This is a genomic window from Dyella thiooxydans (genome assembly GCF_001641285.1).
Lineage (GTDB): Bacteria > Pseudomonadota > Gammaproteobacteria > Xanthomonadales > Rhodanobacteraceae > Dyella_A > Dyella_A thiooxydans.
The window spans coordinates 555,367-574,992 of record NZ_CP014841.1 but is presented as its reverse complement, the minus strand read 5'-3'; the positions used below and the strand labels follow the sequence as shown (position 1 = coordinate 574,992).

General features: G+C 69.4%; 18 protein-coding genes and 1 tRNA gene. 3 read left to right on the top strand and 16 right to left on the bottom strand.

Annotated features, from left to right (window positions below; all coding sequences use genetic code 11):
* Positions 1 to 361: 361 nt before the first annotated feature.
* From ATSB10_RS02575 to hisS, 3 genes are all read right to left on the bottom strand, one after another.
* The gene (locus tag ATSB10_RS02575) at positions 362 to 760 is read right to left on the bottom strand and encodes a DUF6165 family protein (protein WP_063670301.1); all 399 of its coding nucleotides are present in this window, start codon (positions 758 to 760) and stop codon (positions 362 to 364) included.
* 76 nt (positions 761 to 836) lie between these two features.
* Complete coding sequence (locus ATSB10_RS02570; protein ID WP_063670300.1) at positions 837 to 2,741, bottom strand: HAL/PAL/TAL family ammonia-lyase; 1,905 nt, start codon at positions 2,739 to 2,741, stop codon at positions 837 to 839.
* A 181-nt stretch (positions 2,742 to 2,922) separates the two neighbouring features.
* On the bottom strand, positions 2,923 to 4,308 hold the full coding sequence (gene hisS / locus ATSB10_RS02565) for a histidine--tRNA ligase (RefSeq protein ID WP_063670299.1): 1,386 nt from the start codon (positions 4,306 to 4,308) through the stop codon (positions 2,923 to 2,925).
* A 151-nt stretch (positions 4,309 to 4,459) separates the two neighbouring features.
* Here hisS and ATSB10_RS02560 point away from each other — a divergent pair.
* Positions 4,460 to 4,536, top strand: a tRNA-Pro gene (locus ATSB10_RS02560).
* Positions 4,537 to 4,581: 45 nt separating this feature from the next.
* Here the strand turns inward: ATSB10_RS02560 and ATSB10_RS02555 are convergent.
* From ATSB10_RS02555 to ATSB10_RS02545, 3 genes are all read right to left on the bottom strand, one after another.
* Positions 4,582 to 4,854 carry a DUF4242 domain-containing protein gene (locus ATSB10_RS02555; protein WP_063670298.1) on the bottom strand — a complete coding sequence of 91 codons (273 nt, stop codon included), beginning with the start codon at positions 4,852 to 4,854 and terminating at the stop codon, positions 4,582 to 4,584.
* 26 nt (positions 4,855 to 4,880) lie between these two features.
* A complete protein-coding gene (locus tag ATSB10_RS02550; RefSeq protein ID WP_083966056.1) occupies positions 4,881 to 5,300 on the bottom strand; it encodes an SRPBCC family protein in 420 nt (139 codons plus the stop codon).
* A 120-nt stretch (positions 5,301 to 5,420) separates the two neighbouring features.
* A complete protein-coding gene (locus ATSB10_RS02545) occupies positions 5,421 to 6,227 on the bottom strand; it encodes a ferritin-like domain-containing protein (RefSeq protein WP_063670296.1) in 807 nt (268 codons plus the stop codon).
* Positions 6,228 to 6,295: 68 nt separating this feature from the next.
* Between ATSB10_RS02545 and ATSB10_RS02540 the strand changes: the two genes are divergently transcribed.
* Positions 6,296 to 6,685, top strand: coding sequence for a VOC family protein (locus ATSB10_RS02540; protein WP_063670295.1), 390 nt, complete (start codon positions 6,296 to 6,298; stop codon positions 6,683 to 6,685).
* A 28-nt stretch (positions 6,686 to 6,713) separates the two neighbouring features.
* Here the strand turns inward: ATSB10_RS02540 and purF are convergent, their stop codons facing one another.
* The 10 genes from purF to ATSB10_RS02495 all read right to left on the bottom strand — a co-directional run bounded on the left by purF (position 6,714) and on the right by ATSB10_RS02495 (position 16,533).
* Positions 6,714 to 8,189, bottom strand: coding sequence for an amidophosphoribosyltransferase (purF, locus tag ATSB10_RS02535; protein ID WP_063670294.1), 1,476 nt, complete (start codon positions 8,187 to 8,189; stop codon positions 6,714 to 6,716).
* A gap of 30 nt (positions 8,190 to 8,219) precedes the next feature.
* Positions 8,220 to 8,894, bottom strand: coding sequence for a CvpA family protein (locus ATSB10_RS02530; RefSeq protein WP_063670293.1), 675 nt, complete (start codon positions 8,892 to 8,894; stop codon positions 8,220 to 8,222).
* A 28-nt stretch (positions 8,895 to 8,922) separates the two neighbouring features.
* Positions 8,923 to 9,942 (bottom strand): SPOR domain-containing protein, encoded by a 1,020-nt coding sequence (locus ATSB10_RS02525; RefSeq protein ID WP_063670292.1) that lies wholly within the window; start codon positions 9,940 to 9,942, stop codon positions 8,923 to 8,925.
* Between the two features lie 89 nt (positions 9,943 to 10,031).
* The gene (folC, locus tag ATSB10_RS02520) at positions 10,032 to 11,321 is read right to left on the bottom strand and encodes a bifunctional tetrahydrofolate synthase/dihydrofolate synthase (protein ID WP_063670291.1); all 1,290 of its coding nucleotides are present in this window, start codon (positions 11,319 to 11,321) and stop codon (positions 10,032 to 10,034) included.
* Complete coding sequence (locus ATSB10_RS02515) at positions 11,318 to 12,205, bottom strand: carbon-nitrogen hydrolase family protein (protein ID WP_063674306.1); 888 nt, start codon at positions 12,203 to 12,205, stop codon at positions 11,318 to 11,320. Before ATSB10_RS02515 ends, folC begins: the two co-directional genes overlap by 4 nt.
* A gap of 9 nt (positions 12,206 to 12,214) precedes the next feature.
* Entirely contained in the window at positions 12,215 to 12,811 is a 597-nt protein-coding gene (locus ATSB10_RS02510; RefSeq protein WP_063670290.1) for a hypothetical protein, read from the bottom strand.
* A gap of 4 nt (positions 12,812 to 12,815) precedes the next feature.
* Positions 12,816 to 13,223, bottom strand: coding sequence for a ketosteroid isomerase-related protein (locus ATSB10_RS02505; RefSeq protein WP_063670289.1), 408 nt, complete (start codon positions 13,221 to 13,223; stop codon positions 12,816 to 12,818).
* Between the two features lie 66 nt (positions 13,224 to 13,289).
* Positions 13,290 to 13,454 carry a hypothetical protein gene (locus tag ATSB10_RS19535; RefSeq protein WP_169816697.1) on the bottom strand — a complete coding sequence of 55 codons (165 nt, stop codon included), beginning with the start codon at positions 13,452 to 13,454 and terminating at the stop codon, positions 13,290 to 13,292.
* Positions 13,455 to 13,561: 107 nt separating this feature from the next.
* A complete protein-coding gene (locus ATSB10_RS02500; RefSeq protein WP_063670288.1) occupies positions 13,562 to 16,114 on the bottom strand; it encodes a heavy metal translocating P-type ATPase in 2,553 nt (850 codons plus the stop codon).
* On the bottom strand, positions 16,114 to 16,533 hold the full coding sequence (locus ATSB10_RS02495) for a heavy metal-responsive transcriptional regulator (protein ID WP_063670287.1): 420 nt from the start codon (positions 16,531 to 16,533) through the stop codon (positions 16,114 to 16,116). The genes ATSB10_RS02500 and ATSB10_RS02495 overlap by 1 nt, the downstream gene beginning before the upstream one ends.
* A 581-nt stretch (positions 16,534 to 17,114) precedes the next feature.
* Between ATSB10_RS02495 and ATSB10_RS02490 the strand changes: the two genes are divergently transcribed.
* Positions 17,115 to 19,532, top strand: a complete 2,418-nt coding sequence (locus tag ATSB10_RS02490; RefSeq protein WP_063670286.1) for an outer membrane beta-barrel protein — start codon at positions 17,115 to 17,117, stop codon at positions 19,530 to 19,532.
* The last annotated feature ends 94 nt before the right edge of the window (positions 19,533 to 19,626 follow it).

Here is a 19,626-nt window from a genome sequence, read left to right as displayed (position 1 = left end):
TCTTGTCGCCCACAGGGTCGGCTCCTACGGAGGAGCCTGCCGCTGCGAGACCGCATGTAGGAGCGCACCCTGTGCGCGACCAGCAGCTCGCCGTCGTAGCCGCATCTTGTCGCCCACAGGGTGGGCTCCTACGGAGGAGCCTGCCGCTGCGAGACCGCGTGTAGGGGCGCACCCTGTGCGCGACCAGCAGCTCGCTGTCGTAGCCGTATCTTGTCGCCCACAGGGTGGGCTCCTACGGAGGAGCCTGCCGCTGCGAGACCACATGTAGGAGCGCACCCTGTGCGCGACCGGAACGCGCCGCCGTAGCCGTGTCTTGTCGCCCACAGGGTGGGCTCCTACAAGGAGGGCGGCGACGGTCGGATCAGGAAGCCCGGTAATCCTGGTAGGACTTCTCTTCCACCAGCTGCGAGCCGAGCTTGAGGTTGATCTCCCGCTTCACCGCGGCGCGCTCGTCGTTGCGGAAGTAGACCGAGCGGGCCAGTTCGATGAACTCGGCGTCGAACGCCTGGGCCTTTTCCTTCAGGCGGATGTGGTCCTCGATGTCCCACAGCGCCTGGTTCACCGCCAGCAGGCGGGCGCGCTCGTCGGTGATGTCGGTCTGCGAAGCCGGGTGGGCGGCCCAGGTGGCGTTGAGCAGGTCAAGCTCGGTGCGCACGTTGGCCAGCTTGGCCGGATCGCGGATCTGCTGCGACTTGATCTCCAGGATGGTGATCTTGTCGATCAGTTCGCCGTAGGAGACGGGGGTCTGGATCTGGCTCATCGATAACTCCGGAGTCGTGCGGTGCGCCTGCCGGCGCACCGGGAAAATCGGCGGATCAGGGTCGTCCGTGGGCGTTTCAGGCGGCGCCGTCCAGCACCGCCCCCTGCGCGATCAGCTCACACACGGTGCGCACATCGCCGTCCATCGCGCGGTCGCGGTGCATGAAGGCGATGCGCCCGCGCAGGCGCTCGTGCGCGCGGCGCACGGCAGCACCGGCGTGATAATCGCCGACCTCGGCGAGCGCGGCGGTGAGCGCCTTCACCTCGTCCACGAACTGGGCGTAGTGCGGGCTGTCCTCGCGCGGCGCGTTGGTGATCTTGGCCGCCAGCGCGCGCCAGTCGCCACGCGCAGCGAGCCGGCGGGCGGCGTTGAGCATCTCCTGCCGGTAATCCAGCGCCTGCGCGGCGGTATACAGCTCCAGTGCCAGCACGTGGCCGAGGTCCTCGCACATGTCCAGCACGTGGCGCGCCTCGTTGGCGCCCATCGACACGTGGTCCTCGGCGTTGGCGCTGGTCGGCACCGAATACACGCTGGCCGGATGCGCGCGCGTGGCCAGGTCGTTGACCAGCGCCGCGGCGGTGTACTGCACGATCATGAAGCCGGAATCGGTGGCGTCCTCGTTGCCGGTGAGGAAGGCCGGCAGGCCGTCGTTGGTGGCCGGATCGACCAGCTTGTTGAGGCGCCGCTCGGAGATCGAGGCCAGCACCGGGATCGCCGCCTTCACGTAGCTCATCGCCAGCGCCAGCGGCATGCCGTGGAAGTGGCCGGCGGAGATCACCTGCTCCTCGATGAACTGCGCCCCGTCGTTGTCCGGGAAGATCAGCGGATTGTCGGTGACCGCGTTCAACTCGATGTCGAACACGCGGCAGGCCTGGTTCCAGGCATCGCGCACAGCGCCGTGCACCTGCGGCATGCAGCGCAGGCAATAGGCGTCCTGCGGCTGGTGCTTCTTGCCGCCCTTGAACGGCAGGAAGCGGCTGTAGAAGGCCTCGCGGCCGTGCCGCTGGTTGGCCGGCACCCATTCCCAACCGATGTCGAAGCTGAGCGCCTGGTCCTCCGGCGTCGTCCACGCATCGGACGTCCACTGCCGGAAGCGCGGCACCAGGTGATAGGGGATGTCGACCAGGGTCGAGCCGTCGAGCAGTTCGCGCACCTGGGCCGCGGTGTCCACCTGGCCCGGATGCGGACGCAGTGCGTGCACCTCCGGCCTGAGCGCGCCACTGCGGCCGGCGAAGGCGTCCAGCGTCATTGCGGCGGCCAGGTCGGCGGTATCCAGCAGGCGCTCCAGCGTATCCAGCGCCAGCGCGCCGGTGGCCAGCATCTGCGCGGTGCCGTTGTTCAACGCCAGGCCTTCCTTGAACGACAGGCGGATCGGCGCAAGGCCGGCGCGCTTGAGCGCTTCACCGCCGGCCATGCGCTCGCCGCGGTAGAACGCCTCGCCACCGCCGAGCAGCACGATTGCCAGGTGCGACAGTGGTGCCAAGTCGCCGCTGGCGCCGACCGAGCCCTTCTCCGGCACCACCGGCACGATGCCGGCATTGAGCATGGCAGTGAGCGCTTCCAGCGTGGACACGCGGATGCCGGAATGGCCGCGCATCAGGGTGTTGATGCGGATCACCAGCATCGCCCGCACCACGTCCTCGGCAAACGGCTTACCCACGCACACCGCGTGGGTGATGATCAGGTTGTGCTGCAGCTCGTCCAGCAGGGTGCCTTCCGGCTGGTGCGGGTTGCCGCCCGGCAGCTCGTCGCGCAGGCGATGCGCACCCAGCAGCTTGTCGGCGTTGGAGCCGAAGCCGGTGGTGACGCCGTAGGTCGGCTCGCCGCAGCTCACCTTCTCGGCGAGGAAGTCGGCCGCGCGCTGCACGCGGGCCAGTTGCGCGGGATCCAGCCGGACCGATGCACCGCCACGTGCCGCGGCTACCAGCTGCTTGCGGGTCAGGCTGGAGCCGTCCAGCGTGATGAAGTCCTGCGAAGTCACTCGATTCTCCCTGCGGGTGACACGCGCCTGTGTCGCGGGGTCACCGGATGGTGGGGCGCGGTCGTGACCGGCGCCGGATGTGAAAAGCCGTCGCGCGAACCACCCAGGGGGCTCGCGGCGACGGCGCATGCTCGGGGTTGCGGCGATGGCGGGCAAGCTGCGCCGCGCCATCGCAGGAACATCAGCCCATGACGGCCGCCTGTTCCAGCTCCACCCGCAGGGTCTTGATCAGCTCGCTGCGCGCCACCTCGAACTGGTCCTCGCGACGCAGGTCCTTCACCGTCACCACGCCCTTGGCCAGCTCGTCCTCGCCCAGCACCAGCACGAAGCGGATGCCGGCGCGGTCGGCGTACTTGAACTGCTTGCCCAGCTTGCCGGCCTCCAACACCACTTCGGTGGCGATGCCGGCGCTGCGCAGTTCGTTGGCCACCGCCAGGTAGGCCGGCAGCTGCGCCGGGTCCATCTGGGTCACCAGCACATCCACCGTGCTCTGCGCGGTGTCGATCAGGCCGGCGTCGCGCAGCTGCCAGTACAGGCGGGTCAGGCCGATCGAGATGCCCACGCCCGGCAGGTGCGACTTGGTGTACTGGCCGGCCAGGTTCTCGTAGCGGCCGCCGGAGCAGATCGAGCCGATCTGCGGGTGGTCGTTGAGCGTGGTCTCGTAGACGGTGCCGGTGTAGTAGTCCAGGCCGCGCGCGATCGACAGGTTGAGCGCGTAGTGCGTCTCCGGCACGCCGAAGGCGTGGATCAGGCCCAGCACCTCCTTCAGCTCGGCGCGACCGAGCTCCATCGCCTCCGGGCCCTCGCCCAGCGCGTCGAGCTTGTCGTAGGCGTCCTGCAGCGAGCTGGAGCGCACCTGCACGAAATCCAGGATCTGCTGCGCCACTTCGGCCGACAGACCGAAGCCCTCGCCGGTCAGCGTGTCGCGCACGTAGCCCTCGCCGCGCTTGTCCAGCTTGTCCACCTCGCGCAGCACCAGCATCTGCTGCTCGGCGTCGGCGATGCCCAGCTTCTCGAAGAAGCCGCGCATCAGCTTGCGGTTGTTGAGCTGGATGGTGAACGGGCCGATGTCCAGCTCGCGGAACACGCTGTAGATCACCGCCGGCACCTCGGCGTCGTAGCGCACCGACAGGCTGTCCTTGCCGATCACGTCGATGTCGCACTGGTAGAACTCGCGGAAGCGGCCGCGCTGGGCGCGCTCGCCGCGGTACACGCGCTGCATCTGGTAGCGGCGGAACGGGAAGCTCAACTCGCGCTCGTGCTCGGCCACGTAGCGGGCCAGCGGTACGGTGAGGTCGAAACGCAGCGCCAGTTCAGGCACGCCCTCGGCGGACTTCTCCGACTGCAGCGCTCCGGTGGACTGCACGAAGTACACCTGGCGCTCGGTCTCGCCGCCGGTCTTGGTCAGCAACACGTCGGAGTATTCGATCACCGGCGTTTCCACCGGCAGGAAGCCGAAGCGCTCGTAGTTGCGGCGGATCGTGTCCAGCATGCGCTGGAACGCGATCTGGTCGAGCGGCAACAGCTCGAGCACGCCGGGCATGGTGCGGGCCGGGGTAAGCGCCATGGAATCCTCTGCTTGACGGGGTGGAACGCCGCAAAACGGCAGCCCTTAAGATTAGCAGATGGCCGCCCGCACCCGACCGCACGGACGGCACCGGAATGTCGCGCCCCCTGTTGCCAAGGTCCCGGACCATCGCTAGAATGCGCGGCTCCCACGGGGTGTAGCTCAGCCTGGTAGAGCGCTACGTTCGGGACGTAGAAGTCGCAGGTTCGAATCCTGTCTCCCCGACCAAAATTCGACGAAAAAGCCGGCCTTGCGCCGGCTTTTTTGTGGCCGTCATTCCGCCGTGGTCGGATCGATGATGGCGTGGACCGGGGTGACCCGGTTGGCCGGGAATCCGCCCCGGCTGGCGTGCTCCCGCACGGCGGCTTCGTCCGGGGCGATGTAGACGCAGTACACCTTGTCGTCGGTGACGTAGCTATGGACCCACTGGATCTGTGGTCCCATCGCACCCAGCACGCCGCAGGAGGTCTGGGAAATGCTCTTGAGCTGCTCCGGCGTGAGCGCGCCAGCTCCGGGGATCTCGCGTTCGATCAGGAATTTCGGCATGGCGTTGTCTCCCTCGTGGTGGCGACCTACGTGGCATGCAGGCGTCGCAGGCCATCGAAACCCATGCGGTAGATCGCGGCGACAGCGTCGCGGGCCTGCTCCTCGGCGGCCCCGTCCGGATCGAACGTCGCCGACCAGCTGACACGGCAGCGCTCGCCATCCAGGGCGTCGACGCGAAGCGTGCTGACGTAGTCGGCCACCGGCAACGGCGAATCGACGATGGTGTAGCGCAGCGCGCGGTCATGCGGGCAGTCCTGTACCAGGCGCTCATGCACCAAGCCGCCTCCGCGCAGGTGGAGCAGCCGCTCCACGCTGCTCCCGTGATGCCGCAACTCGCATCGTTCGACCACGTCGAGGTAACGATCGGCGGCACCGAAATCCCCCAGCGTCTTCCAGACGACGTCCGCGGGCACGTTCAGTTCGGCAGCTTCGGACACACTCAGCATGACAGCTCCTCCGGTGGGGATCGGCTGTCGCAGCGGAATCGCGATCCGGCGATTCCGGCAGCGACCCGACCGACCCTACCCGCCTGCCGTCCCCGGAGAAAGGTGCAGCGCAGCGCCCGTTCAGGCGTTCGCCAGTTCCAGCAGGCGATCCATTTCCCCGGCATCGAAGCCGGCGCGCAGTCGCGCCTCGTGGTTGAACGGCCCGCGCAGGCCGGGGCCCATGTACTGACGCAGCAGCGCGATGAAGGTGTCGCGTGGTTCCACGCCGTCGCGCGCGCAGCACCAGTGGAACCAGCGGGTACCGGCGGCCACGTGGGCCACCTCCTCGCGCAGGATCACTTCGAGGATCGCGATGGTCCGCGTGTCGCCGACGGTGGTCAGCCGCTCGATGATGCCCGGCGTCACGTCCAGTCCACGCGCCTCGAGCACGCGCGGCACCAGCGCCATGCGGGCCGTGTCGTGGTGGGCGGTTTTCTCGGCCATCTCCCACAGGCCGTTGTGCGCATCGAAGTCGCCGTAGGCGTGGTCCAGCTCGGCCAGCCGCTCGGCCAACATCGCGAAGTGCCGTGCCTCGTCATGCGCACAGCTGGCCCAGTCGCGGTAGTACCCGGCCGGCATGCCGCGGAAACGGTAGACCGCGTCCCAGGCCAGGTTGATCGCGTTGAATTCGATATGCGCCACCGCGTGCACGAGCGCGGCGCGGCCGGCCGGCGTACCCAGGCCACGCTGCGGCACCTGGCGGGCCGGCACCAGTCGGGGCCGCGGCGGTCGGCCCGGCGCCCCGATCGGCGCCGGTGGCGGCGAGCCCGCATCCGGCCCGAGCTCGCCGGCCAGCAGGGCCTGCCAGGTTTCATGGGTCAGGCGCAGCTTCTCGACCGGGTCGGCGGCGTCCAGGCAGGTCTTGGCGGCGGCGTGCAGATCGTTCATCGTGGCAAGTCTAGATCGTCGCCGGCCGTGGCCGGCCAGGCACGGACCCCAACCCCGGAGATATTCGCATGGACCGCCTGGACACCATCGAGATCAAGGCTTTCGTTCCCGCCCGCGACTACGCGCTGTCGCGGCGCTTCTACGCCGATGCCGGCTTCGAGGAAAAATCCGAGGGCGATGGCGTCGCCTACTTCGCGGCCGGCGACTGCAGCTTCCTGCTGCAGGACTTTCACCATCCCGACCTGGCCGGCAATTTGGTCATGCACCTGCTGGTTGCCGATGTCGATGCCTGGCACCGGCACCTGTGCGAACGGGGCATCGCCGAGCGCTACGGCGTCCGTCTGGACACGCCGGCCGACCGGCCCTGGCGGATGCGCGATTTCTGCATGACCGATCCGTCCGGCGTGCTCTGGCGCATCGCCCAGAACATCGGCGGACGCCCGCTCGCGGACGGCTGAACCGTCCGCGGGTTCCCGCCTCGACGGGTCAGGCGATGCGGCGCGCCGCCTTGGCGTCGTCCGAGCGCATCAGCTCGATCTGCTGCAGGTAGTCCTTCTCCAGACCGGTGACGTACTCGCCGGAGAAGCACGAGGTATCGAACTGCTGCAGGTCCTCGTTGCCGTCCTGCACCGCCCAGATCAGATCCTCCAGATCCTGGTAGATCAGCCAGTCGGCGCCGAGCATCTGCTCGACTTCCTGCTCGGTCTTGCCGGCCGCGACCAGCTCGTGCGCCGACGGCATGTCGATGCCGTAGACGTTCGGATAGCGCACCGGCGGCGCGGCCGAGGCGAAATACACGCGCTTGGCGCCGGCATCGCGCGCCATCTGGATGATCTGCTTGGAGGTGGTGCCGCGCACGATGGAGTCGTCGACCAGCAGCACGGTCTTCTTGCGGAACTCCAGGTCCACCGCGTTGAGCTTGCGGCGCACCGATTTCACGCGATCGCCCTGCCCCGGCATGATGAACGTGCGGCCGACGTAGCGGTTCTTCACCAGGCCCTCGCGGAACGGCACGCCGAGCGCGCCGGCCAGCGCGCTGGCGGCGGTGCGCGAGGTGTCGGGAATCGGGATCACCGCGTCGATGCCGTGGTCCGGGCGCAGCCGCATGATCTTCTGCGCCAGCTTCTCGCCCATGCGCAGGCGCGCCTTGTACACCGACACGTCCTCGATCATCGAGTCCGGGCGGGCCAGGTAGACGTATTCGAAGATGCACGGCGCGTGCACCGCAGCCTCGGCGCAGTGGCGGCTGAACAGCTGGCCGTCGTCGGTGATCACCACCGCCTCGCCCGGCTCGATGTCGCGCAGGCGCTTGAAGCCCAGCACGTCCAGCGCCACCGACTCGGACGCCACCGCGTACTCGCGGCCCTCCTCGGTGACGCGCTCGCCCAGCACCAGCGGACGGATGCCGTTGGGGTCGCGGAAGGCGACCAGGCCGTAGCCGAGGATCAGGCCGATGCAGGCGTAGCCACCCTTGGCGCGCGCGTGCACGCCGGCCACCGCCTTGAAGATGTTGTCCGGGGTGATCGCCATGCGCTCCTGGATCTGCAGCTCGTGTGCCAGCACGTTCAGCAGCACCTCGGAGTCGGAATCGGTGTTGATGTGGCGCCGGTCGTCCTCGAACATCTCCTTGCGCAGCGTATCGGTGTTCACCAGGTTGCCGTTGTGCGCGAAGGCGATGCCGTACGGCGAGTTCACGTACAGCGGCTGCGCCTCGTCGGCCCCCTCGGAGCCGGCCGTGGGATAACGGCAGTGGCCGATGCCGATGCGCCCGCGCAGGCGGCTCATCGTCGTCTGGTTGAACACGTCGCGCACCAGGCCGTTGCCTTTGTGCAGGCGCAGGCGGGATCCATCCACGGTGGCGATGCCCGCGGCGTCCTGGCCCCGGTGCTGGAGGACGGTGAGCCCGTCATAGAGCGCCGAGGCGACCTCGGTGATGCCGACAATGCCGATGATTCCGCACATGATGTTGGGTGCCTGCGTGGGGTGTTGCGATTACGGATGCGAGGGCGCGCCGGCCGGAGCCACCGCGGGAGAAGACGTCGCCGGAGCGGGCGATGTGGGTGCGGCAAGCGGCCCGCGCAAGGTCGCGGCCTGCGCGTCGAGCAGGCGCCGCATGCCGGAGAGATCGGCACCTTCCGCGCCGGTCTTGAGCCGGGACAGGCTGTCGCTCACCTCGGGCGAAGGGTGCAGGTAACGCCCCGTGCTGGCCGGCAGGTGCTGGCCGACGGCGACCGCCACGCCCTGGAACTGCGGCAGCAACAGCGACTGGTGCCACCAGGGCTCGCGCACCACGGCGGTGAAACCGAGCAGGAACACCATCAATGCCACCAGCAGCACGCCGCGGGCGAAACCGAACAACACGCCCAGCGCGCGATCCGGCCCAGACAGGCCGGCACCGACCACCAGCCGGTGGAAGATCGCATTGACCAGCGCGCCGACGATCAGCATGCCGACGATGCACAGGCCGTAGCCGGTCACCAGGCGCAGTTCGGGCGTGTGGATGCTGTGGTCGAAATAACCCGCGACGGTCGGACCGAATGCCCAGGCGACCCAGATCGAGCCGATCCAGATCGCCAGCGACAGGACCTCCGCCACCAGCCCGCGCCACAGGCCGATCAGCACCGAAATGGCGATCACCGCAGCGATGACGTAATCGGCCCAGTTCATCCTGCGGTCACTCCGTTACGACTGCTGCTCAGGGGACGCTGACGACGTTGCCGGACAGGCCAAGCTTGGACTTGATCTGCTCGCGCACGCGCATCGCGTCGTCCCGCTGGGTCTGCGGCCCGGCACGCACGCGCCAGAGTTTCTTGCCGCCCACGACGACCGAGTCGACGAAGCCGTCGAAGCCGTTCGCACGCAGCTTGTCGCGCAGGGCGATGGCGTCGGACTGGCTGCTCATCGCAGCCACCTGCACCGCCCAGCCGCCGGCCCGGCGGGCCTTGGCCGGCACGCTGGCCGGCTCGTCGCCGACCGGGGTGCTGGCGCTGCTCTCCAGCTTCGCCGGCACGCCGGCGATGCTCTGGGTGATCTTCAGTCGCGCGCTCTCGGCCGCGGTGCGCGACGGGAACGGACCGGCCTCCACCGCGGTGAGCGTCTTGCCGCCCTGGTGGACGGCATGGCTGCGCACCGGATAGCCAAGCGCGCGCACCTTCTGCATCAGGCTGGCTGCGCCGCTGCTGGAAGCGTAGGCGCTGAGATTGAGGGTGTAGCTGCCGCGCGCCGCGGTGGCCGACGGCATCGCCGGCTCCGACGCCGGGGTCGGCTTGCTGGCCGGAGCCTGCGGGGCCGGCTTGGGCGTCGAGGGAGTCTTGGAGGCGGGCGCCTGCGACGGGATCACCGGCTGCTGGGCGGCTGGCGGGGCGGGCTGCGCCGCGGCCTGGGCGGCGGGCGCGGCCGAGGACGCGCCGACAGCGCCGGTCTCCACGTCAGTCGGCCGGTGGGACGGGATGTCGACCGTGGCCAGCTGGTCGCTGCTGCCGTTGTTGGCCGCCGGGATCACCGTCGCGCCGGTGCTGGCCGGAATCGCCGGTGCCGAGGCGTCCGGATTCAGGCTCATCGTGCGGGTCTGCAGATCGCGATCCGGCGCCGGCGGGATCGCCAGGCTCACCGACTGGTCGCCCGGCGCCGCTGGCGGGTGGCTCGGGAAGAACATCGGGACGATGAGGACCAGCAGCGCGATGAGAACGGCAGCTCCCAGCAGGCGAGTTTTCAAGACGGGCTCCAGGGGTGGCGGGCGCGGCGCGAAGCGGCGGAATTATACCCGGCGTACCCCTGCCGCCGGAAACGGCCGGGCCTCCGCGTTCAGGCGCGATGCGCGACGAGCACCGCCGAGGCGACGAAAAACGAACCGAACGCAAGGATCGTCTCGCCGGGAAGCGCGGCTGCCCGTGCTGCATCCAGCGCCTCGGCGACGCCGGGATGCAGCTCGAACCGGGCGTCGGGCCGGCCGGCGACCAGGGCGTCGGCCAGGGCATGCGCCGACAGGCCGCGGGGCGTATCACGCTCCAGCCCGGCCAGGTGCCAGTGGTCGATGCGCGGGCCCAGCGCACCGATCACGCCAGCCACGTCCTTGTCCGACAGCGCGCCGAACACCGCGTGCACGCGCCCGTGCGGCACGGCATCCAGCCACTGCGCCAGCGCGCGCGCGGCCTGGGGATTGTGGCCCACATCCACGTACAGCGCCGGATCGCCGCCCAGCGCCTGCAACCGCGCCGATACCGAGACCCCGCGCATCGCCGCGGCCACCACCGGCAGCGGGTCCGCCCCGAGCAGCCCGTGCCCCAGCGCATGCAGGGTGGCGATCGCCGTGGCGGCGTTGGCGTACTGCACCGGCGCGGCGAGTGCCGGGTCGGGCAGCGTCATCGCGGTGCCGTCTCGATGCGTCCAGCGCCAGCCGGACGGCAGGCGCTCCACGCGAAAATCGACGCCGGCGCGGATCACCGTCGCGTCCAGCGCATGCAGCGCCTCGAGCAGGCCTGCCGGCGGCTCGGCTTCGCCGACGACGGCCGGACGCCCGGGCCGCGCGATGCCGGCCTTTTCCCGCCCGATACTGTCGCGGTCCGGACCCAGCCAGTCCATGTGGTCCAGATCCACCGTGGTGATCGCCACCACGTCGGCATCGACGATGTTCACCGCGTCGAGCCTGCCGCCCAGGCCCACCTCCAGCACCGCCACGTCGAGCCCGGCGCGGGCGAACAGGTCCAGCGCGGCCAGCGTGCCGAACTCGAAGTAGGTCAGCGGGATCGGCTCGCCCGGCCCCTGCATGCGTGCCGCCTCGATGCGCTCGAACGCGGCAACCAGCGACGCGTCGTCCACGTCGGTGCCGTCGATGCGTACGCGCTCGTTGTAGGCCAGCAGGTGGGGCGAGGTGAAACAGCCCACCCGCCGGCCGGCCTGGCGCAGCATCGCCTCCAGCAGGGCCACGGTGGAGCCCTTGCCGTTGGTGCCGCCGACGGTGATCACGTGGCGCGCCGGCCGCTTTGCGCCCATCCGCTGCCACACCGCGCGCACGCGTTCCAGCCCCAATTCGATGGCGCGGGGATTGACCTGTTCCTGGTAGCTCAGCCAGTCGGCAAGGGTGCGGGTATTCACGCGGGTTCGAATCCGGCAAGCCGCGCGCGCTGCACGGCGGGTAGGAGTTGTCCGGGCCAGTCGGCGGCGACGCCGACCTGGCCGATGGCGCGGGCCTTGCGCACCGCGGCGACGTCCACGTCGGCCAGCAGCCAGCCTGCGTCGGCGTCAAGCACGGCCAGCACGCCGGTCTCGGGCAGGCCGCGGTCCGGCGGCACGTAGACGGCGGCCCGGCCGGTGTTGACGTCCAGCGCCGGGCTCCAGTCGCTGCTGCCCGCGGTCACCGCGCACACCACCGGCAGCTGGCTCTCCAGCGCGCGGGCCTGGCAACCGATGCGCACGCGCCAGGCGCCCGCTTCGGTGTCGGTGCAGCTCGGCACCAGCAGCAGCGCAGCGCCGGCCTCGGCCTGGGCGCGCGCGAACAGCGGGAACTCGACGTCGTAGCAGATGTTGATGCCGACGCGGCCGAACTCGGTGTCGAACACCTTCAGCGCGTCGCCCGGCACGATGCAGCCGGCCTGCTTCTCGTAGCCGGTCAGGCGCAGCTTGTCCTGCGCGCCGACGCGACCGTCCGGCGTAAACAGCAGCGCGCGGTTGCGGAACGCCTCACCCTGCCGCCGCAGGAAGCTGCCGGCCACCACATGCATGCCGTGGCGGCGCGCCAGCCCGGCAAACAGCGCACGCCAGTCGGCATACAGATCGTCCACCGCACGCAGTGAACTATGCAGGTCGCCGTAGACGGCGGGACCGAAGGCGTGCGCCAGCTCCAACGCCAGGTACTCGGGCAGCACCGCGAACTGGGCCCCCTGCGCAGCCACGGCGGCGAGCTCGCGCTCCACGCGCGCGGCGAAATCCTCGAAACTCGCAGGGGCACCGATCTGCCACTGCGCCACGGCCACCTTCACGATCAACGCTCAGCCCTCCAGCGGACGCAACCAGAACCGCAGCAGGTGGGGGCTGGCGGCCGCATCCCCAAGCTCTTTCCACTCCAGCGTGCTGAACAGATCGTCCTGCCGGCGATACCCCCGCTTGATCCAGAAGGCGTCGTTGGGGCGATAGCCGGCCGGCTTGCGCGGATCGTCCTCGGCACGCTCCACCGCGCAGAAGGCGGTAAGCGCGAAGCCGCCCAGCCGCCGTGCATGGGCTTCGCGCTCGTCGAAGAAGCGATGGCCCAGGCCCTGCCCGCGGTAACCGTGCAGCAGCACCGATTCGCCGAAGTAGAACACCTCGTCCAGGGCAAAGCCCTTCTCGCGGAACGGCGCCTGGAAAGCCGGCTGGTCGTCCAGCAGCGGGATGCCGGTGGACGCGCCGACCACCGCGTCGCCATCGAGCGCCAGCACGAACACGCTGCGCGGCGAGCGCGCGTAGGCGGTCAGGTATTCGTTCTCGTAGTCGGCACTGCCCTCGTAGAGATACGGGTAGTCGCGGAACACGGTGGTGCGCAGCCGCGCCAGGTCGGCCAGGTACGGCGCCACCGCCTCGCCGGTGCAGGTGATGGTACGAACGGTCATCGACTCAGCCGCCGGAGACCTGCGCGATCCAGTCGGCGAGGTTGTAGTAGTTGGTGACGCGGCTGATGCGCCCGTCGCGGAGGTCGAAGAATGCGCCGCCAGGCAGCACGTAGCGCTGGCCGTGCGCCGGCGGCAGGCCCTCGTCATCGGCAAGGTAACTGCCGTGCACTTCGTATTCGGCCGCGGCGCGGGTGCCGTCGGCCGCGGCCATCACCACGATCTTCTCCAGCCGCTCGGCGTAGCTGCGGTTCATCCGTGCCAGGAACGCGCGGAACGCCTCGCGACCGTGCTCGCGCTCGCCCTGATTGAGGTCGTGCGCCACGTCGTCGGTGAGGCAGGCCAGCATCGCTTCCCAGTCGCCGGCGTTGAAGGCGGCGTAGTAGCGCTGGATCAGGGCGATCGCGTCGGACATGGCGGGCGACTCCGTGGCGTGGCGGGGAACGCGAAAGTGTAAGCCATCGCCTGCTCCCGACGCCGCTCAGCCAAACGGATGGATCCCGCTGGCGCGCAGTGCCCAGTACATGCCGAACGCGGTCCAGAACATCTTCTTCAACGCCTTGCCGGCCAGCAGCGCGGCCAACAGACCGACCAGCAGGGGCAGGTGGCGGTCCAGCAGGCTGCGGGTGTCATTGATGGTGTTCATGCGTGTGCTCCCTCGCCGCGATTGGCGTGGGAACATCATCGAGCGACGCCCTCTCCCGCGGCAGTCCGTTCCGTCAGCGACCGCCGGTGACAGACGTCACCAGCGCATCACAGCCGTGCCGAGCGCAGGCGCAGCGCGTTGCTCACCACCGACACCGAGCTGAAGCTCATGGCCAGCGCGGCGACCATCGGCGACAGCATCAGTCCCAGCCACGGATACAGCGCGCCGGCCGCCAGCGGCACGCCGATGCCGTTGTAGACGAACGCGAAGAACAGGTTCTGGTGGATGTTGCGCACCGTGGCGCGCGACAGCGCCCGCGCCCGCACGATGCCGGCCAGGTCGCCCTTCACCAGGGTCACCTGGGCGCTCTCCATCGCCACGTCGGTGCCGGTGCCCATGGCGATGCCGACGTTGGCCGCAGCCAGCGCCGGCGCGTCGTTGATGCCATCGCCGGCCATCGCCACGCGACGACCGCTCCTCCTGAGCGACTGCACCACCGCAGCCTTGCCCGCAGGCGACACCTCCGCATGCACCTCGTCGATGCCCAGCTCACGCGCCACCGCCTGAGCGCTCAACAGGTGGTCGCCGGTGAGCATCACCAGCTGCAGGCCCCCGGCGTGCAGGTGACGGATCGCCTCGGCCGCACCGTCCTTCAGGCGGTCGGACAACGCGATCAATCCGGCCAGCACACCCTCGAGCGCCAGGTACATCACCGTTGCCCCCTCGCCGCGCAACTGGTCGGCACGGGTCACGGCGCCGGTGTCCACGTCGACCGACAAGGCCCGCATCATCGCCCGGTTGCCCAGCGCCACGACCTGGCCGTCGATGCGCCCCTGCACACCCTGCCCGGCGATGCTGCGGAAATCCTCCACCGCGGGCAGCGCTTCCTGCCCGACCGCCTGCACGATCGCGCGGGCCAGCGGGTGTTCGCTCGGTGCCTCCAGCGCGGCGGCGAGCACCAGCAGCCGATCGCGCGAGCGCCCACCCAACGGCACCAGTTCGCGCAATGCGGGCTTGCCCTCGGTCAGCGTACCGGTCTTGTCCACTACCAGCGTGTCGATGTCACGCATCGCCTCGATGCTGCCGGCATCCTTGAACAGCACGCCCAGATGCGCGCCGCGACCGCTGGCGACCATGATCGAGATCGGCGTGGCCAGACCCAGCGCACAGGGGCAGGCGATGATCAGCACCGACACGGCGGCGATCAGCGCGCGCGTCATCCGAGGGTCCGGCCCCAGCCAGGCCCACAGCGCGAACGCGATCAGCGCGCAGGCGACCACGATCGGCACGAACCACTCGGCCACCTTGTCGGCGACCCGCTGCAGCGGCGCGCGGCTGCGCTGGGCGGCGGCGACCAGCGCCACGATCTGCGACAGCACCGTCTCGCTGCCCACCTTTTCGGCGCGCATGCGCACCGTGCCGTCCTGATTGACCGTGCCGCCGGTGAGCACGTCGCCCGCCACCTTGGCCACCGGCATCGGCTCGCCGGTGAGCATGGATTCATCGACGTGGCTCTCGCCATCGATCACCACGCCGTCCACCGGCACCTTCTCGCCCGGCCGCACGCGCAACGTGTCGCCCGGCTGCACCGCGTCCAGCGGCACGTCGGATTCGATACCGTCCGCACCCAGCCGGTGCGCGATCTTCGGTGCCAGCCCGAGCAGTGCCTTCAAGGCCTCGCCGGTGCGCCGGCGCGCACGCAGCTCCAGGAAATCGCCCAGCGTGACCAGGGTGACGATCACCGCCGCCGATTCGAAATACACCGCGACGCGACCATGCATGTCGCGGAAGCTGGCCGGAAACACCCCGGGCACGAGGAACGCCACCGCGCTGTAGATCCAGGCCACGCCCGTGCCCAGCGCGATCAGCGTGTACATGTTCGGCGACCAGGGACGAAGCGAGTTCCAGCCGCGCCTGAAGAACGGCGCCCCGCCCCACAGCACCACCACGCTGGCCAGCAACGCCTCGCCCCAGCCGGCCACCACATCCCACGGCGACGGCAGGTGCCAACCGGTGAGATGCGGCAGCATGGCCACCACGAACACCGGCGCGGTGAGCGCCACCAGCGTCCAGAAGCGGCGGGCCATCGCCCGCAGCTCGCTGCCGTCGTTCTCGGCTGTCGGCATCATCGGCTCCAGCGCCATGCCGCACTTGGGGCAGTCGCCGGGGCCGACCTGCTGCACCTCCGGATGCATCGGACAGGTGTAGATCGCACCGGCCGGTGCCGGCGCGGCGGCCTTGCGTTCGCCGAGGTACGCCTCGGGTTCGGCCACGAATTTCGCGCGGCAGCGATCGGCACAGAAGTAATACGTGTGGCCCGCGTGTTCGGCGCGATGCTTTGCGGTATGCGGGTCCACGGTCATGCCGCAGACCGGATCCTTCGCCATATGCGCATGACCGTGATCGTGTGCGTGTCCGGACGGTGCGGACACGGCCGACTTGCCGCCGCAGCAGTCACCCGCCACCGGCTTCGCCGCCAGATATTTCGCCGGGTCCGCCTCGAACTTCGCCTTGCAACCGTTGCAGCAGAAGTGGAAGGTCTGCCCGTCGTGCACCGTGTTTGGTTTGCCGGCCGTGGTATCGACGGTCATGCCGCAGACCGGGTCGATCGCGGCGTGGGCGGACGTGCCGCCGTGGCAAACGGAGGATGCGTTCTGCATCAGGCACTCTCCCCGTCGTTGAGCGCGCGCAGGATCGGACACTGCTCGGGCGCGCCATGCCCAGGGCACGAGGCGACCAGCTCCACCAGGCCGTCGCGCACGCGCTGCAGCTCGGCGATGCGCGCCTCGATCGCCGCCAGCCGCTGCTGCGCACGCTGCTTCACCGCCTTCACGCCGCGCTGGCGGTCACGCGACAGTGCCAACAGCTCGCGGATCTCCTCCAGCGTGAAGCCGAGATCCTTGGCGCGCCGGATGAAGCGCAACTGCGCCACCGCACTCTCGCCGTAGCTGCGGTAGCCGGAGGCGCGGCGCAGCGGTTCGGGCAGCAGCCCTTCGCGCTCGTAGTAGCGGATGGTGTCGATGGGAACGCCGGCGCGCCTGGCGACGGCTCCGATGGTGAGGGGAGCATTCGTGTCCATGCCCGGAAGTCTAGACCCTTGAGTCAGGTCTAGAGTCAAGCATCACCCTCCCCACCACGCGCTACGGACCGACCCTTGGCGGAAAGGCAATCCCCCCACACGCGCTTCCGGGCATGCGCCACTCGCGCACCCGTCGCGTCCGGGACAGCCTCTTCCCGGCCGCGCGTCGAGCAGGTCCGACCACCCCGGCCACACCCCCACCGGGGCGCGCATCGTCTGCCCCTGATGGAGGCGCGCCGCGGAAAGCTGCGACCTCCCACGACAGCCCCACTCCCGGGCAGCTCTCCGGAGAAACGAACGCGCCCCATACACCTTGACCAGAATCAACAAAAGCAACGATTCCTCCGACCTTCAGGATCAGTTGACGCGCGTCAAATCCTCCGCCGGATCGCGTCGCGAACATGCCCCCCAAGCCACAGGGGGCGACACATGTACTTGCGATTCAATCAGGGCACGCGGAAGGTATGAAACACCCGCACGCCCACGCACGGTCGGCACGCATCCTGTGTGCCGCCATATCCGCGGCCCTGGCCGTCTCATGGCAGGACGCCGCGCTCGCACAGACAACGGATCCATCCGTCGTGCGACCGTCGATCGGCAGTGACGCGCAGACCGCCCCGGACACCGACCCCGGCCCAGGCTGGAAGGTCGTCCCGGGGCTTTCGACCGGAATCACCTACGACAGCAACGTCTATGCGACGCCCAACCAGCCACGTGGCGACGAACTGTTTTCGGTCTCCCCGTCATTGCGCGTGCAAAAGCAGGGGGAAGGCCGAAGCCTCACGCTGACCGCGAGCGGTACCGAAACGCGCTATCACCACTACCCCAGCGAAAACAGCACCGACTACCAGATCGACGCGACCGGCAGGCAGCGCGTCGATGCGTACGGGGACATTTTCGGGGGGCTGGGCTACAGCCGAGCCCACGAGGACCGCACGTCGCCGGACGACGTACTGGGCAAACGGCCCACCGTGTTTACCGACGCCAGTGCGCATATCGGGCTGACGCAACGCTGGTCCCCGGTGTCGCTGACCGTCGGCACCACGCTGGATCACCTGATCTTCAACAATGTCACCAGCGCGGCCGGCGAGGCGATCGACAACACCGACCGGAGCCGCAACGTGGTCGGTGTCGGTCTGCGCCTCGGCTATGGCATCTCGCAACACCTCGATCTGTTTGTGCAGGGTACCTACGACGAGCGGAACTACCTGCGTAAGATCGACGATTACGGCTATCGACGCGACTCCCGGGGCGACAGCTGGGTGATCGGCGTGGCGACCCGGGACACGCGCAGCGTCCGCGGGGAGCTCTACGCAGGCTGGCTCTCGCAGCGATATGCCGATCCCCGGCTTTCCAGGATCACCGCGCCGACGGTCGGTGCCCGCGTGCTGTGGAAGATGTCGCCACAAACGACGCTGGATGCATCCGTCGACCGCTCGGCGCAGGAAACCACCCTTCCCGGTGCCTCCGGTTACCTCGACACCAACGTCGGCCTGCACATCAGCCGCGACATCGGCGATCGCTTCTCCGCACATGCCGGCGTCGACGTCACGCGAAGCGAGTTCCGCGGCCTGGGACGGCGGGACGATCTGTACGACGGCAGCTTCGGCCTGAGCTACCGGCTGCACCGGTACTGGCAGATCGATGCAAGCTATCAACTGCTGCAGCGCCACTCGAACATTCCGGACGCGTCCTACTACCGGAACGCGATCTATCTCGGCGTGCGCATGGACGGCGGGGCGCGTGCCTTCGCGAGCGATGGGGCGCCGGCTGCGACGACCGAAGGGTCGGCCGTCGCCCACGACCTCTATCTCGGCGCAGCCGTCGGCTACGGCAACGTCGATACGCGGGTCACCGGGACGCGCGGCGAGCACGGCACCTACCGCGGCGACTTCGCGGGCAGCGGCTACCTGCGATCCGTGTTCGTCGGCTACGGACTCTCGCTTGACCGGTGGTATCTCGGCGCCGAGGCGATGATCGCTCCGTCGAGGATCGACTGGGCCCATGAGAAAACCCCGTCGAGCCGCATCTTCTCCACCGAACAGCGACGCGATACGAGCGTTTCCCTGCTGGCTGGTCCGATACTGCCGGGAAACGCCCTGCTGTTCGCCAGCGCCGGCCGCACGCGAACGCGCTTCGACAGCGCATATGCCGTCGAGGACGGAACCGCCTCGTCGCAATCCGACACGCGCTGGAGCAACACCTACGGCGCGGGGATCGACGTCCCGCTGACGCGCCACCTGTTCGCGCGGGCACGCTACGACGTGGCGCATTACCGTGGCTACGACGTCGCCAACGAAAGCGGCAGCGACCGGTTCGCGGACAGCTCCGGACAGTTCCAGTTCGGACTGGGCTGGCGCCTGACGGCCGTGCCACGGGAAGCCGGCATGGAACACACGCTCGATGGCTTCTATGCCGGCGCCCAGGGCGGCGACAACCGCTTCGGAAGCACGCTCGACGCCGTGCAGCGACAGGCGGAGATTCCGCCCGTAACGAACCTGCGCACCGACTTCGGCGGCCGCGGCATGGACTTCGGCGCGTTCGCGGGTTACGGGCACGCCTTCGGACCGATGTACGCGGGCGTGGAAGTCGAGGGCGACGCGAGCGACTCGGGCTGGTACCACGAGAAGCAGCCAGGGGGACGCGACTTTTCCATCGAGGGGCGCGCCAGCTACGGCGCCTCGCTCCGGTTGGGCTATGCCACCGACCGCGGTGCCCTCGTCTACCTGCGTGCCGGCCGGGTACGCGGCCGCTTCCACACCACCTACGTCAAGGGCGAGAACAGCAGCGCGTGGGTGGACCGCAACGACACCCGCAGGGGCGACCGGTTCGGCATCGGCATCGAGGCGCCGTTGTGGAAGGCCGCCTTCGTGCGCCTGGATTACGCGGCGACCCGCTATGACGCCATCGCCTTCACCACCGCACAGGCCCAGGCGGACCAGCTGCGCTTCATCCATTGGCAGTACCTCGCACGCATCGGGATAGGCGTGCGCTTTTGATCGACGGACAGGCAGCAACCCCGTGAGCGCCGATGGCCAGGGCATGCGCCCGCTCACGACCTGGCGTTTCACCGTGGCTCGGGCGCAGGCCACG

Coding starts and splice junctions, on each gene's coding strand:
- ATSB10_RS02575 (WP_063670301.1), bottom strand. CDS start 760: ATGAGCCAGATCCAGACCCCCGTCTCCTACGGCGAACTGATCGACAAG.
- hisS (WP_063670299.1), bottom strand. CDS start 4,308: ATGGCGCTTACCCCGGCCCGCACCATGCCCGGCGTGCTCGAGCTGTTG.
- ATSB10_RS02555 (WP_063670298.1), bottom strand. CDS start 4,854: ATGCCGAAATTCCTGATCGAACGCGAGATCCCCGGAGCTGGCGCGCTC.
- ATSB10_RS02550 (WP_083966056.1), bottom strand. CDS start 5,300: ATGCTGAGTGTGTCCGAAGCTGCCGAACTGAACGTGCCCGCGGACGTC.
- ATSB10_RS02545 (WP_063670296.1), bottom strand. CDS start 6,227: ATGAACGATCTGCACGCCGCCGCCAAGACCTGCCTGGACGCCGCCGAC.
- ATSB10_RS02540 (WP_063670295.1), top strand. CDS start 6,296: ATGGACCGCCTGGACACCATCGAGATCAAGGCTTTCGTTCCCGCCCGC.
- purF (WP_063670294.1), bottom strand. CDS start 8,189: ATGTGCGGAATCATCGGCATTGTCGGCATCACCGAGGTCGCCTCGGCG.
- ATSB10_RS02530 (WP_063670293.1), bottom strand. CDS start 8,894: ATGAACTGGGCCGATTACGTCATCGCTGCGGTGATCGCCATTTCGGTG.
- ATSB10_RS02510 (WP_063670290.1), bottom strand. CDS start 12,811: ATGACCGTTCGTACCATCACCTGCACCGGCGAGGCGGTGGCGCCGTAC.
- ATSB10_RS02505 (WP_063670289.1), bottom strand. CDS start 13,223: ATGTCCGACGCGATCGCCCTGATCCAGCGCTACTACGCCGCCTTCAAC.
- ATSB10_RS19535 (WP_169816697.1), bottom strand. CDS start 13,454: ATGAACACCATCAATGACACCCGCAGCCTGCTGGACCGCCACCTGCCC.
- ATSB10_RS02500 (WP_063670288.1), bottom strand. CDS start 16,114: ATGCAGAACGCATCCTCCGTTTGCCACGGCGGCACGTCCGCCCACGCC.
- ATSB10_RS02495 (WP_063670287.1), bottom strand. CDS start 16,533: ATGGACACGAATGCTCCCCTCACCATCGGAGCCGTCGCCAGGCGCGCC.